11 protein-coding genes are annotated in these 15,333 nt (G+C 39.0%); 4 read left to right on the top strand and 7 right to left on the bottom strand.

From position 1 onward, the window contains the following. Positions 1–21 precede the first annotated feature (21 nt). From UABAM_RS05120 to mutS, 3 genes are read left to right on the top strand one after another with little or no spacing between them, the layout of a single operon-like run. Positions 22–1,503 (top strand): TolC family protein, encoded by a 1,482-nt coding sequence (locus tag UABAM_RS05120; RefSeq protein ID WP_151966926.1) that lies wholly within the window; start codon positions 22–24, stop codon positions 1,501–1,503. A 10-nt stretch (positions 1,504–1,513) separates the two neighbouring features. Further along, complete coding sequence (locus UABAM_RS05115; protein WP_151966925.1) at positions 1,514–2,638, top strand: cysteine desulfurase family protein; 1,125 nt, start codon at positions 1,514–1,516, stop codon at positions 2,636–2,638. Between the two features lies 1 nt (position 2,639). Next, positions 2,640–5,234, top strand: a complete 2,595-nt coding sequence (gene mutS / locus UABAM_RS05110) for a DNA mismatch repair protein MutS (RefSeq protein WP_151966924.1) — start codon at positions 2,640–2,642, stop codon at positions 5,232–5,234. A 25-nt stretch (positions 5,235–5,259) separates the two neighbouring features. Here mutS and UABAM_RS05105 read toward each other — a convergent pair whose 3' ends face one another. From UABAM_RS05105 to ygeW, 3 genes are all read right to left on the bottom strand, one after another. After that, positions 5,260–5,712, bottom strand: coding sequence for a hypothetical protein (locus tag UABAM_RS05105; RefSeq protein ID WP_151966923.1), 453 nt, complete (start codon positions 5,710–5,712; stop codon positions 5,260–5,262). 149 nt (positions 5,713–5,861) lie between these two features. Continuing rightward, positions 5,862–7,019: a leucine-rich repeat domain-containing protein gene (locus UABAM_RS05100; protein WP_151966922.1), complete on the bottom strand. Its 1,158-nt coding sequence runs from the start codon at positions 7,017–7,019 to the stop codon at positions 5,862–5,864. 376 nt (positions 7,020–7,395) lie between these two features. After that, positions 7,396–8,580: a knotted carbamoyltransferase YgeW gene (gene ygeW / locus UABAM_RS05095; RefSeq protein ID WP_151966921.1), complete on the bottom strand. Its 1,185-nt coding sequence runs from the start codon at positions 8,578–8,580 to the stop codon at positions 7,396–7,398. A 276-nt stretch (positions 8,581–8,856) separates the two neighbouring features. Here ygeW and UABAM_RS05090 point away from each other — a divergent pair, with 276 nt between their 5' ends. Next, on the top strand, positions 8,857–10,245 hold the full coding sequence (locus UABAM_RS05090; RefSeq protein ID WP_151966920.1) for a M20/M25/M40 family metallo-hydrolase: 1,389 nt from the start codon (positions 8,857–8,859) through the stop codon (positions 10,243–10,245). Between the two features lie 79 nt (positions 10,246–10,324). On the opposite strand, the gene UABAM_RS05085 is transcribed toward UABAM_RS05090, so the two are convergent. The 4 genes from UABAM_RS05085 to UABAM_RS05070 form a co-directional block, all read right to left on the bottom strand. Next, positions 10,325–10,873 (bottom strand): hypothetical protein, encoded by a 549-nt coding sequence (locus UABAM_RS05085; RefSeq protein WP_151966919.1) that lies wholly within the window; start codon positions 10,871–10,873, stop codon positions 10,325–10,327. Positions 10,874–11,174: 301 nt separating this feature from the next. Beyond that, on the bottom strand, positions 11,175–12,530 hold the full coding sequence (locus tag UABAM_RS05080; RefSeq protein ID WP_151966918.1) for an endonuclease domain-containing protein: 1,356 nt from the start codon (positions 12,528–12,530) through the stop codon (positions 11,175–11,177). 14 nt (positions 12,531–12,544) lie between these two features. After that, positions 12,545–13,798 carry an AAA family ATPase gene (locus UABAM_RS05075; protein ID WP_151966917.1) on the bottom strand — a complete coding sequence of 418 codons (1,254 nt, stop codon included), beginning with the start codon at positions 13,796–13,798 and terminating at the stop codon, positions 12,545–12,547. A gap of 5 nt (positions 13,799–13,803) precedes the next feature. Then, positions 13,804–15,258, bottom strand: coding sequence for a methylmalonyl-CoA mutase family protein (locus UABAM_RS05070; RefSeq protein WP_151966916.1), 1,455 nt, complete (start codon positions 15,256–15,258; stop codon positions 13,804–13,806). Positions 15,259–15,333 lie beyond the last annotated feature (75 nt).

Here is a 15,333-nt window from a genome sequence, read left to right as displayed (position 1 = left end):
ACAAAATACAGAGGTGTTATTATGCGCGTAATGTTGTTTACTACAACTTTGTTATTTCTATGTTTGGCGAATGCCCAACAACATGTAGAATCTATCACAATGAAAGACAGCTTAATTCAAGCGCTTCGCAATAATATTGAATTAAAAATAGAAAGTTATAATCCAAAACTTAGTGAGTTTGACCTCACTATTGCCAAAAGTAATTTTGACACCACTTTCACTAGTGGTTTCTCGTATACAAGTTCTAATCGTGCGGCCCTCAACAACTTTGCCTCCAATGAAAACCTCGCTGGACGCTTTAATCTTGGCTTGCGAAAAGCGAATACACTGGGCGGGGTGGCATCGATCGACTATCAACTAAATTACAACAAAGATCTTGAGGCAAATGGAATCTTTGCCATTGATACGGCTTGGTCGGGAACCTTGACCCTGACACTTACTCAGCCGTTGCTACGTAACTTTGGAGTTGGTACAAATACAACCGGTATTCGCACCGCAGAGAATGACCTTAAGTCTTCTTACTATGCTTTTGAGCAACAGTCGCTTAACTTAGTCACCAGTGTACAACAAGCGTATTGGGATCTGATCAATGCACGAGAAAACTACGAATTACAACGCCAATCGCTACGGCAAACACAAAATCTGTACAAAATTACCCAGGCGCGTATCAAAGCAGGTTCTCTCGCTGCCGCAGATATTTTAAATGCAGAGCGAAATGTGGCACAAGTGCGTGACAGTCTCATTGTCGCGGAGCAACAGGTTCTCTTGGCCGAGGATCAACTAAAACGATTTATTCGTCCTCTAGACACCCGTTACTACGCCAATGTAAGATTGATACCTGTGGAGCGTCCATATTTTACCCCCATAGAAACGAATTTCGACAGTAGCCTGCGCTATGCATTAAAACATCGCCAAGATTTAAAACAAAATTTGTTGGCGATTGAAAATTCAACGCTAAATGTTGATTTCCAAAAAAATCAGTTACTCCCTACTTTAGATCTAACAGGAAGCATCAACTTTACAGGGGTACAAGAAAATCATCCCGACGCGTTAGATGATGTTTTTGATGGCGATTTTCCCACGTGGTCTGTCCAGTTACAGCTAGAGGTGCCTCTTGGAAACCGCGCTGCGCGCTCGCGCTATCAACAAGCGCTCATGCAAAGAAAGCAACTAGAATTGCAACATAACCAAATACAAAGTCAAATTATTTGGGACTTACGCCGTGCAATTCTCAATTTGAATATTGCTTCACGCCGCGTATACACAGCGCGTAAAACTAGAGAATTGGCTGAAAAGCAATTGGCCAACGAAGAGAATAAATTTCGTGCGGGTATTATACCTCTGTTTCAAGTACAAGAAACAGAACAAGATCTAACATCTGCGCGTATCAATGAGATCAATACAATTATCACTTATCAAAAAGCAATATATGCCTTAGACCAAGCAGAAGGCGCATTAGATAGAGTATTAAACAAATATAATATTCGCATATCTCCCAAGTAAAGGAAACACCGTGATTTATTTTGATAACAATGCGACAACAGCAGTATCCGAAGAAGTATTTTCACACATGCTACCTTTTTTACAAGGGAATTTTGCAAATCCCTCCAGTAGTCATCAGTGGGGACAAAAAAATCGCCATGCGATTGAAGAAGCACGACAACAAGTAGCGAGTTTACTTGAATGTGAAGCCGATGAGATATACTTTACCGGTTGTGCCTCAGAGGCAAACAATACTTTGATAAAGGGAATTGCTCATAGCCATAAGCATAAAGGTAAGCACCTTATCACTTCGAGTTTTGAACACCCCAGTGTGCTACGCAGTTGCGCGTATTTAGAAAAAAATGGTTATGAAGTAACGTACTTACCCGTAAGTAGGGATGGTCAGGTGAGTCTCGAAGATTTGGAGAAGAGCATACGTCCCGATACCATACTAATATCCATCATGCATGCCAATAATGAAGTCGGTACTATTCAAGATATTGCCCCAATGAGTGCACTGGCGGCGCAAAAAGGAATTTTATTTCATAGTGATGCGGCACAAAGTGTTGGCAAAGAAAAAGTAAGTGTAAAGGACTTGGGGGTCCATATGCTTACGATCGCAGGCCATAAGTTCCATGCACCGAAAGGAATTGGTGCTTTCTACTTAAAACGCGATGTTGAAATAGAACCTTTAATACATGGAACAGGACATGAAAGAGGCAAGCGCGCTGGTACAGAAAATCTTCCGTTTTGTATCGCACTGGGCAAGGCATGTGCGATTATCGAAAATACAATGGAGAGTTACCGCGAACGTTTGTGTGAAATGCGCGACTTACTATGGAATACCATTCACCACAGTTGCCCCGATGCAGTGATAAATGGCGGGCAACAACGTCTATCAAATACCGTCAATCTTTCGTTTCCTGGATTAATCGGTGCCGAAGTTTTGTCACTAGCTCCCGATATCGCCGCATCCACAGGTGCTGCATGTACAAAAAAACCAGGATCTTTCGTATTGCGTGCAATGGGAATTGAAGATGAAGTTGCACGTGGGGCAATACGTTTTAGTTTGAGTAAGTACAATACACAAGACGAAGTGCTCGTTGCCAGCGAACAAATCGTTACCGCAGTAAAAAAGTTACAAAATAAGGAATAATATGTCTGAAACTCCAATGATGAAGCAGTATCACACTGCGAAAAAAAACCATCAGGATTCTATTTTATTTTTTCGTATGGGGGATTTTTACGAAGTATTTTATGAGGACGCAGAGTTGTGTTCACGGGTTTTGGGAATTGCTCTTACCGCGCGCAATAAAGGAGAGAAAGCTGTACCAATGGCCGGGGTACCAGTGAAATCTCTGGATACTTACCTTACAAAACTTATTCATCAAGGGTATCGTGTTGCCATTTGCGAGCAGATCCAAGATGCATCAGAGGCCCAAGGGCTAGTAGAACGCGATGTAGTTCGGGTGATCACACCTGGTACTGTGACAGAAGAAGCGGTTCTCAATGAAAAAAGTCACAACTTTTTACTTGCCATCGCTCCCCAAAAAAAACTCATTGGTTTGGCATGGGTGGATATATCTACGGGGACATTTGAAGTTCACGAAGTTCCCAGTGAATTCTTGGCGGATGAGATCGCACGCATTGATCCGGCGGAATGTCTCGTTCCTGATAAGAAACGCGACACTCTCATACGTGTTTGGGAAAGTGATTTAACAATCACCGAGATCATCAAACACCAAAAAGCGGCTCTGACCTATCGTCCAGATTGGTTTTTTGCAAAAAGTAACGCAAAACGTACTTTAGAAGAGCATTTGCAAGTAAGTTCCTTGGAAGGGTTTGGTTGCGAAGATATGACCGTAGGCTTAGGAGCTGCTGGTGCTTTATTCCATTATGTAAAGGAAACACAAAAAAGCACTCTCCCACACATTACAAAAATAGTACGTTACAATGCCCAAGAAAAAATGCTTCTAGATGCTGCGACACGTAATTGCTTAGAATTGACAAAGTCACTGCGTTCATCTAAAAAAAACACTCTTTTGCATGTCATCGATAAAACGCAAACGGCAATGGGAGGACGACTTTTAAGTGACTGGATAACCTCTCCGTTGATTGTTCTCGAAAAGATTCGTGCGCGACAAGAAGGTGTACTTGAGCTGATCGAACATTCCGATCAGCATCAAAATATTTGCAAAGTCCTTACCTCTATACAAGACATTGAGAGACTGTGTGCGCGTATTGCCAGTAAGAGAGCTGACGCACGCGACCTTCTTTCATTGAAAAACTCGCTACAAGTACTACCAAACTTACAACAAGAGCTACATTCATTTTCATCACTTATCATAAACAACATCCTACAAAATTTGGTTTCTCTTGCTTCTTTAACTGATCTTCTCGAAAAAGCCATTCACCCACAACCAAAGCCAACACTAAAAGATGGAGAAATTATACGCGATGGCTACAACGAAGAACTCGATAAATTGCGCCAAGTGCAATCCTCAGGGGACAAATGGTTAGAAGATTTTCAAAAACGCGAAGTCGAAAGCACGGGTATTCCTTCGTTAAAGGTAAGCTTTAACAAAGTTTTTAATTACTACATCGAAGTAACACATACCCATAGTCACCGCGTACCACAACACTATATACGCAAACAAACTCTCAAAAATGCAGAACGCTATATTACAGCCGAACTCAAGGAGTATGAAAGCGATGTATTGTCGGCAAATGATCGCAGCAAAGATTTAGAGTACAAATTATTTCAAGAAGTTCGCGATGAAGTACAGAAATATCTGCGTGAATTGCGCAATGTTGCCGAGGCAATTGCGTGCCTTGATGTTTTGTGTTCTATGGCCACTGTTGCAAAACAGCGCAATTATGTTTGTCCACAACTACTAAACAATAACACTCTTGAAATTGAAGAAGGTCGCCACCCTGTATTAGAGGCCACATTGGATACGCCCTTTATTGCAAATAATTTACACATGGGGCCTGGTCGCGAAATTATGATTATCACCGGGCCGAATATGGCAGGAAAATCGACATACATTCGCCAAAATGCCTTGATTGTTTTACTGGCTCAAATCGGTTCTTTTGTTCCAGCAAAAAAAGTAAAAATAGGGATCGCTGATCGCATTTTTACGCGAATAGGCTCGGCAGATGAAATTGCCAAAGGTCGCAGTACGTTTATGGTCGAGATGATTGAAACAGCAAATATACTCAATAACGCTAAGGCATCTAGTTTCATTGCTTTAGATGAGGTAGGACGAGGCACAAGTACATTTGATGGTGTGTCATTGGCTTGGTCGATTATTGAGCACATACAGAAAAAAATAGGCGCGCGTACATTGTTCGCCACCCATTATCATGAAATGGCCGATTTGGCGGATATTTATCCTAATGTTCTCAATTACAACGTTGCCATCCAAGAGTGGAATGGACAGGTCGCTTTTTTACATAAAATATTGGAAGGAAGCGCTGACCGTAGTTACGGAATCGAGGTTGCCAAACTCGCCGGTATTCCGCAACAAGTCATTCATAATTCTCGTAAAATTTTAACACGCTTGGAAAGACATGCCATTGACGTTCGCAATTTTACAGGTAAGGCCTGTCGTGATAGTGGGGAAAACCTTTTTTCCATGGTTGGTGAGGATTTGATAGATACACTATCTAATTTGAATATTGAGGCTTTAACCCCGATCGATGCACTAAATCTTTTGAAAGAGTTGCAAGTAGAAGCACAAAATTTATAGGCATATCATCGTTATGATGATGTGCCTAGTTGATGGTCGAGATAATCTTGTTGGTGCTGTTAACAATCGTCTCCATAACATCAGAAGGACTTAGCTCCGATACGGCCAACACTTGCTCGACAAATTCGATAAACTCAAATGGATAACGAATATAAAAAACCTCTTCTTGATTACCGGTATTGGCATAAATAATGGCAGGTCCTTTACCGGTAATTGCCCACAGCTTTTCTTTATTATCGACTCTTTGTGTTGCCAACACAATTTGATAACCAGTGATTCGCAATAACGTGAGAACATCGCCTCCCAAAGGGGAACGGATAAAATTTTCCAATGTCTTGGCAAAAAACTTTACTTCTTCAAAACTTTTATCAAGTTGCATTTTTCCTGAATGTTCTATCCACAAGTTTTTTAGAGTGCTCTTAAGTGAAGCATGATCTACTTGAAATAGTATTTCGCTTATATTTCCACTATTTGTCATTCGCTTACCTTTTCAAAAAACGCTTGGAGTTTTTTAGGGATGACCGTGCCCAACAGTTCGCTGTACAACTTGGTCGTATAAAGTGTTGTATAATTATCACTTATGGTCAAAATTACAAAACCATTTTGTTTTGTGTCATACAACACTTCCTAATTTGCCAATCCATTTACTTTGCGTATCTTCCAGTCATCATCCAAATATTCAATCTTACATGTGTGTGGAAGAATACTTTGTAGCTGTGCTATATTACAGATTTCTGTACCGCAAATATTTACATACTCTAAGTGAGTAAGTTGCTCAAAGTACTTTAATCCTTTGTCACTTACGCGTGTTTCTGATAAATCAAGTCGTTTAAGACTGTGCATATCTTTTATGTGATAGCGTAGTGCATTGTCCGTTATTTTTGTTCCACGTAGGCTAAGGATGCTTAGTTGTGGAAAATGTTTAATATATTTTAAGCCTTTATCTCCGATTCCGGCAAGATGCGATAAATTGAGTTCGTTAATTTCAGTGTTGGAAATCAAGTAGCGCAGACCTTCGTCGGTAATCATCGAGCGTTCTAAATTGAGTTGCTGTAGACTCTCCAAGTTGCGTAGATACTTTAATCCATCATTATCGACCTTGGTTCTTGGTAAAGCAAGTTTGACCAGCTTGGGCAAAGACTGTAAATATTGTAATCCATGAGAAGTGACTCCATCCCCCAAATACAAATCTTCAAGATGACGAAGACTCTCTATGTATTTTAGCCAACGACTGCGCATTTTCGATTTGAAAAACATCAACTTTTTTAAATTAGGAAGGCTTCTCACACCTGAAAATCCAGTGTTATTGATATTTTCGTATTTAAATATAAGAGATTCGATAGAAGGTATTTGTGCGAGTAAATTTCGAAAGTCTTTATTGCGTATTCCTGTACCTTTTATCGACAGTTCCTTCAATTGTGATAACTGATACAAATTGCGCCATTGTTCTTTTTTGATAGATGAGTATCGGGAACCGATCAGTTCTAGTGTATTTAAAAACTGAATTTTTTTTAGGCAGGAAATACTTTGCTCGAAAAGTCTCAAGACTTCGATGTAGCCACTCAAATCAAAATCTTTAACCCCATAGCCAATTTTGATCGTACGAAAATTGCAGTTTAAAAATGAGAAATTTGAGCAGTAGTTGATTTCTAAATTTTTTCGAAAACTACAATTATCAAAAAAACAGTTCGTTTTATCGTAGATTTCTTCTATGTATAAAGCGCAGGCCATATATTTGGTATTACTAGCTATTTGAGTTATATTTTCCCTGTTTATAGTTATCATATATATTCCTCACAAACAGCTAAAATTTACCAGTGTTTTTCGCGTAATCAAAACCATGAAGTGTTGCAATATCGACGAGTGTATTACTTAATTACATTATAAATTATAACATTCTCCATACGTAATTAAAAACGTAATTTTACCAGATTTTTTCAATTTAAAGATTTATTTTTTTAGGGAATGTTGACATTTAAATTTTCAAATTGATCCTGAACCCAATTCGGAGATTTGTATTGTATGCAAGGTGCTACAAAACGCCCTTACATACAATATTTTAAATAAATACAACGTATCAAAACGCATTACTACTTGTCTGTAGCTGGTTTTGAACGAAATGGTGTTGCAATTTTGAGCGTAGCAATTTACTGCGTCTCATTTACGACAAAAGTGCAGAATTACATTGCAATAATTTATGCAGTGTTTTCGCAGGATCTTTACTTTGTCCGAGTAGAATCATCGCGGCAATGACAAAAGGTTTATAGCTTGCCTCTTGGTATAGTTCTTTGCGATAGCGATCAAATACAGAACTTTCCACTTCACCTTCTTTGCAGCTAACACCTGTTATGTCTGCTGGTAAACAGTGCATATACAAAGCGTTGTTGGTTAAGGACATCATTTTTTCTGTACATTCCCAGTCTTTGTGACTTGCATTTTCTGCCAGAGCTTCTTTTTCTAAATTCTCATAGGCATTCTTGTCACCACTGTTTAAAAGCTCTGTTCTTTTTTCCATAATAGAATATGAAGCCCAAGACTTAGGATACACGATATCGGCATCTTTAAACGCTTCTTCCATTGAATTTGTCATGTGAAACGTTCCACCCGACTGTTGTGCGTTGTTTTTTGAAGTCTCCACAATATCAGGAATCAAGTCAAAATTTTGTGGATGCGCCAGAGTCACATTTGCCCCAAAACGCGTCATCAGTCCAATAATTCCCTGTGGAACAGACAACGGTTTGCCATAGCTAGGAGAATATGCCCAAGTCATGGCAATTTTTTTTCCACGCAAATTCTCTAAACCACCAAAGTGCTCTTCCAAATGCGCAAGGTCTGCCATACTTTGTGTAGGGTGATCACGGTCACTCTGTAGATTGATGACGGCAGGTCTATTATGTAGAACTCCTTCATCAAAACCTTGTTGAACAAACTGTGCTACCTCTGAAATATAGTTATGTCCAATTCCGAGATATATGTCATCGCGAATACCAATAGTTCGTGTCAAAAACGAAACCATATTAACAGTTTCCTTAGTGGTTTCCCCATGAGCGACTTGCGACTTGCCTAAATCCAATTCAATAGGATTTAAACCCAAGAAATTTGTCGCGCTATCAAAACTATATCTGGTGCGCGTTGACTGATCTTTAAAAATAGAAATAGCTGTACCACTTGCAAATGCTTTTGCCGAAATACCATGCTTGTGCATTTGTCGTAATATCTTTGTCGCAAGAAGAGTTGCTTTTATGTCAGAATCACTTTTATCCCATGATTGTAAAAAATCGTGTCCATAATTACTACTAAAGGTGCTTCCAAGGTTTTCAATTAAATTTTCAATATCTTTGTGCATTTTTTCTCACTTTACAAAAACGTATATAAACAAGCCGCTATTATTTCAAATTTCTCGAAAAATGTAAATGTAAATTAAACGCGTTTCACTGCCCATTTACTACGAAAATTTCGAACCTTGTATGTATTGTCGTTGTCTATTTGCATTTCCGTAAAATTTTTTTTCATACACAAGGTGTTTCGTATAGTTTTGTAACGTTTTTTTCCTTATAATGAAAGGCGAAAAGATTTAGCTATTTAAGAAAAAGCCTATTACAATTTTAATTAAAGGAATCATATGCCGACACACGAAGAGATAAAAACAAAATCAAGAGGATTACACGAGTATTCGGTTAAACTACTTTCTGAACTAATCGCCGCAGGGGCTGGCGATGGTGGTATAAGTGGCAAAGAAGGTCCTCGAGGTGACATCATCGAACGTGAGTTCAAAACAATGACCGACCTTGTCTGTAAAGACAAATTTGGTAATATTTGCGCTGCGATTGGTGAAGGTAAAAATCCACAAACAATTGTTTGGTTAATTGGACATTTTGACACTGTTGGACCAGGAGAGTGGAAAGAGGCTTATACTCCTAAACTGGATGGCGATAAACTTTATGGTCGTGGATCTTCGGACCAACTTGCGGGTGTTGTTTCTTCGATTGCTGCCATGAAAATACTAAAAGAATCGGAAGAAAAGCTTATCGAAAAAGGCGTACGTTTTGTCGTTACCGCAAATCCTCATGAAGAGGAATGCGAAGGCGAAAATATAAAATATATGCTGAAAAATATTGCCAATACATCGCGTGAATACCCTGATTGGATGCAAAAACTTCCCAATATCATGGTAACAACAGAACCAACTTCAACACGTGATGGAATGCCTAGACCATATTTTGGACATCGTGGTCGTTATCTCTATGAAATTCGCATGCAAGGAGAAACAGGGCATGGTTCCATTCCAGTGAAAGTTCCCGTAGCCGAGGTATTTTCGAGAACCATCCACAATATCTTCCAAAAAGTCACAGGACCAAATTCTCCCAAATTTGGGCGAGACACTTATGCCTTTACCACAGGAAAGATAACTTCACCATCGGGAAATGCTCATACCGAAGTAGCTGCCTGGAATATAGATTTGCGCATCGCGCCTACTTCAGATCCAGAACATATACTCAAAGATATGCGCAAAGTGGCCGAAGAGGTTACCCATGAAGTTGCAAAAGAAAAAAATGTTACTGTTGAAGAGATGCCGCAAGTCGCATTTTCAGTGGTAGCGCCTGAAGACCAAACCTACAATGGTTATAACTTTGTTGCGCTTCAGGAATTGCCGGGGCCATGGCTTGCTCCAACGCACCCTATATATAAGAGGGTTATGGATGTCTACACCAGTTTGTTTTCCACACCTCCGTATGACAAACGCGATGTGGCAAGCGATGGTGGAAATCCCGATGAGGGAGATTGCTCCGTACGTGACTATTATAATTTTTCAACAGATTTGACAGGGTTGGCACAGATGATTCGTCGTGCACAAAAAGAAGGAACTGATATACCTGATATTGCTTACTTTGGTTTAGGATCGGGTATTGAAGAGGAAGCTCACCGACAAGATGAGTACTGCCCTGTGAATTCACTAGATCATGCCACCATGTATTATGTGGCCTTCATAAATAGTTTCCTCGATGAGTAATCACCTGTCGTCAGACGACAAAAAATAAATACAAAGAAGCGGGCAAAATGCATGTATCTTGCCCGCCTCTTTACACCACTTATTTTGGTATCATATATTTACTTTTTTTCAAACTAACAATCACCACATTTCTACCAACGCTACCATAAAGCACTCCACCTCTCAATGATAAAGCAATCGTAAATTTTTGCTTCCACGTAATCATATGCAGAAACATCTTGCCGTTGCTGTGTAGTTCAATATTCCATTTTTCTGCTTTGCGATAGTCAAAAAGTTGTGGTTTTGTCGGTAGCAGGCCACCAGATTTTTTGGGGTCCCAGCGGCGGTCACTGAAATATACTTTTGCAGAGCCACCTCTGGTACTTAGTTTTGTTTTGCTTTTATTCAAGAGTAATTGTCCTTCGCAAAAGCCTACCCACTTTGCAGGCGTTTCCATATACGCCAAATGGAAAAATACTTGGTGTTTATAACCAGGCGTTGGCTTTTTTAACCAATTAATGGCTGATTGAATTTCAGTAGATGCATTCTTGAATTTTCTTTTATCCACGTTTTTAAGTTTTAGTTTATTATCCGCAGAAACGTTCATTACAAGAAACGCACAAATCATACACACGAGTAATTTTTTCATGAAAATATCCCCTTTTGTTAAATCAGCAATTCATTTGTCATCACATGTAATGTTAGAGCAAAATATATGCCTTGGGGATGAGTTGAAGTGCAGAATTTGTCGATGCCTGCAGTCAATAAAGGTTTGTAACGCATACCACTTTCATCTTTTCCTGTACACGTTAGATGTATTAGGCTCCCCCTGTGGGGGAGCAATCGCTACTTTGCAGTGATGTGGGGGCATCGCACACCAATAAAATTTCTATACTTTTTGAATGCCCGCAGAAAAAAGGGTTAACATTGTTAATAAAAAATTCAAACCCTCAAATATTCATATTCTCAAGAAGCAAATCTTTTTCATTTTTTTCGAGTAAGTGGTTTTCGGAAAAAAGTAATGCATTCTCGACATATGTTTCCGGTAAAGTTAACGTGGGAAGAATCTCTTCGGTAAAATGTGCAACGACCACATTGTCTTTCCATTCGTTGTTACTACTCAAAATAACAAATGCGGCGATCGTTTCTTCTGATTCGCCAATGCAGGAAAAAGGCTTATGTTTTCCAAGTCCCATAATCTCGCGAAATCCAGAGATCTGTTCGCTGTCGTCTAATAAGTTTTTACCAAAAATTTGCACAAGCTTTTCTTTGGGCATAAACGGGGCCATCATTGCAAATACAAAACGACATTTCGCACAATTTAAACACCAGCGTCCTTCTAAGGACTTCGTAAGGCGAAATGCCATGCTGCAACTGGCAAAAATATCGTGATATGGTTGACAGTTGTCACAGAACACTTTTGATATCATCAGCTCTGATAGTGGACGCAAAAAGGAAAAGTATCGCAAGTTATCTAATACATGATTGTGTAAATAACGAGAGATGTCTTTTTCAAACTCTAAACTTTTACTATACTGATGGTTAATTTCTAGGCCATCATGCCATAGATTTCCAATATTCGCAGATCTTTCATTTGACATCACAATATAATTAAAGTCATAGAGAACAGCAGCAACAGAAATGGCAAAAGAAATAATAGCAGAAATAGGTACGTGGCCGTTCAAAGCCCCTTTTTCATTTAGTTCCAAAAGTAGTGGAGATAGTTCGCGTTTGATGGCTACATGGGGAAGTTGAGCAATTTCAGCCGTTTTTGCGATGGGAGATGCGTTACCTATGGATATGAGTAAAAGTGGTATAGAAAGTTTTTTCAACATTTCAATAGTGACAATAGAATCCTTTCCACCGCCAACAGGTATTGCCGTACGATGTCCTAGCTCTATTTTGGAAGCGGAAGGAAATGGTTCATTTACATATGGAAACGATATATGGCCTTGTAAATCTACTTTATTCTTATAGGCAAATTCTCCCAAGCCATACAAATACAACTTATTAAAAAAACGTGCTGTTTCTGGTGAAATGACATAATTCTCAATGGAAATTTTACTGGGAATCGCTGCTTTATAGTAGCTAATGCCCGCCGCGAGGTGCAAATTTTGCAAACACATTTCCAGTGCGCCGCGTTTTTCGTCTGTTAAAGCAAATGTTGGGGTAGGAAAGATAAACTTTTCTGTAAAAATATAGTCATTGTCGAAAGCATATCGCAAGGACGCCGTGTAGGTTTTTTCGTCGAACTGCCAGTCGAGAAAGCGAAACTCCTCAACGGTTTTTGGATTAAAAGTACTCATAAATAATGCTCAACTTAATTTTTTGTCTTATAGTAGTTTTTATTTGCGTTTACTGTAACTACATTTTTTTCTGGATAACGTAGAGCGCATAGCTGCCCGCCACAGGCAACGTCTAGGTTGATGTTCATTGTGCGGTTTTTCCAATGCGCAACTTTTGTGTGTGGATGGCCATAAACAATATGTGCTTTGCCATGATAATTCTTGTACCAAGGACTGCGTTTTACATCACCATGCATACAGAAAGATTTGATTTTTTTATTAAGTTGGCCGATCCATTTTCCGAGGATTCCACCATGAGATACAACGAGATTTCCATCTGCAAGTATCAAGTATGGGGACGACCTTTCATATAATTCTTTAAACTGTGTGGTGAACTCGCATATTTGTTGTTGTGATAGATCTTCAAGTTCGCATTGGGTAGATTGCAAACTACGTGATTTTATAACCCTATCGCCCTTTAGAAAATTGTATAATTTTTCGCACTCATCACCTGGCACATAATAGGCGCAATTATTTTGCCACATGTTGTATATCAACTGCAATGTTTCGGCATTGCATGGACCTTTGTTGCAAATATCACCTAAAACAACGAGCTTCCTACGTTCTGGGTGGTAATACTCGCTTTTCCCGTTTTGTTGGTAACCCAATTTACGCAACAGTACTTGCAATTCATCGTAACAGCCATTGATACTGCTTATGATGTCAAACGGTCCGAGATCCTTTTTTTCTACATCGGGATGCGTAAAACGAAAATGCATAGAGCGCGCTTGTTGGGAACTATTAAATATAATTACCTGATCGTATTTTTCTTCATGTATTTGCATTTTGGTTTTTTGTAAATTTTTGTATTGCTGCTCGATCACTTTCTCACCAACAGCGTATTGCTTGCGTTTTTTGTCTTGATTCATACAAATGTGAAGTGGCAGATCAAAAAGTATGAGTACCGTTTTGAATTTATACTTTTGCGCTATTTTTACCAAACGTTGGCGATATTTTCTTTTTAATGCCGTCGAGTCGGCCACTGTAGGATTGCCATTTTTAAGTCTTTTTTCAATAATGGTATAAAAAATATCAAAGGCGTCTTCCGATACTCTTTGATTTAGATGCGATCCACAAATCATGCGCCGACATTCATCTGTAGAAACGCGCATACTTTCGGAAAAATTTTTTCCCACAAATGTCGATTTTCCAGATCCCGAAGGGCCAACAAGTATCATCAGCGAATTGTGATGTACGGCGACGTTTTCTACTTCGTATTTGAAGTTCATACCTCTTATTCCGCTAGTGTTGTTGGTGCATATTTCGGTAGTGAATTTTCTATGGAATAAGAGCACAACGATTTGGCAATAGTGTTATAGTCATGCATTTTCAATGCCTCTTTTACTTGCTGTGGAGTAATTAGCGGCTTACCATATGTTGTTGTCGTTTCTTCTACAGGTTGACTTACTTTTTCAGGCTTGTTGTCCATCTCGTATTTATTGACGCCAACCAAGATCGCCTTTTTTTGTAAAAAATCTTGTTCTTTCTTCTGGCGTTGTGCTGTGATGGATTCGCGAATAAAATCCGTCGCTTGTAAAAAGCCACCTTTTTCTTCTACCTGTTGTATTAGTTTCCAAGCACTGTTTGCGAGTTGTTGGGTAAGCTGTTCAATATAATATGCTCCTGAAGCAGCATTTAAGCATTGATCAAAAAAAGCCTCTTCTTTGAGTATATGGTGTATATTTTTTGCGATGCGAAGGCCTTGTTTCGATGAAGTAGGGTAATCATAGGGATAAATTGTCAGTCCGTGACATCCACCACTAATTGCTGCCATTGCTTCAATCGTCGCACGAATAATATTGTTATGACTATCCTGCAGCGATTTGTTATATATGCTGGTTTTTCCATGTAGTAAAATAGGAAAACATTGCGACATGTTCAATTGCGATGCTATATTTGCCCACAACAATTTTGCGGCGCGCAACTTGGCTATTTCTAAGAAATAATTCCCTGAAATTCCAAAACTAAACTGCATATTGCTCACGATTGTTTCATATGACAATCCTAAATCTGTCAGTTTGTCGCAGTATTCGATAGCTGCTGTGAAAGTGAATGCCAATTCTTGCACTTTATTGGCACCTAATTCCTGAAAATTCTGTCCCTGTACACTCAGGCCGGTAAAATTTTCAAGTTTCGCACAACTTTCGACAACATTTTTACAGCGTGTTATATCATCCGATGAGGCTATTTGACCACGAATAAAAAGTTCGATAATAGGATCGTTGTCTATACTACCACGAATCGTGGTATTGTGCTTTTGATTGTATTTCTTGATGAGTTCAAGTGTCGCGATGGATTGCAATCCAGCTGTAAAACACAAATCAACATTTTGTACCTGGATATTTTTGAGCACAAGATCTAAATCTTGCTCGATAGAAATCCCCGAATTACCTTGAAAATTATCAAAAATAAGTTCTAAGTTTTGCGTGCCATGTTCTAATGAATTGTTATTGATCGGCAGGAATGATTTCCAAGTATTTTGAGGATAAAAACATTCTTTGCTATGTGAAAAACAATTCATGTCTAGATGAGCAGTATCTGCTTGTTGGTAAAATGGAAGGATATCGAAGTTTTCATCTGTTTGTGAGACGATTTCGGAGAAATCGCGTTCTTTTAATTCTTGTGAAATTTTATCTTTCCATTGTTGATGGGACGCAGGTTGAAAATCTGAGAAGAGCATAGTTTCCATTTCCGTTACATAATCTATAAAAACTAAATTTTAAAACTGTTTGTTGGTTGGAATTTGCTAGTGTACGGTTACTCC

Source organism: Candidatus Uabimicrobium amorphum, assembly GCF_009002475.1.
GTDB lineage: Bacteria > Planctomycetota > Uabimicrobiia > Uabimicrobiales > Uabimicrobiaceae > Uabimicrobium > Uabimicrobium amorphum.
Note: the sequence above shows the minus strand (reverse complement) of the source record. Positions and strands in the feature narration are given on the sequence as shown.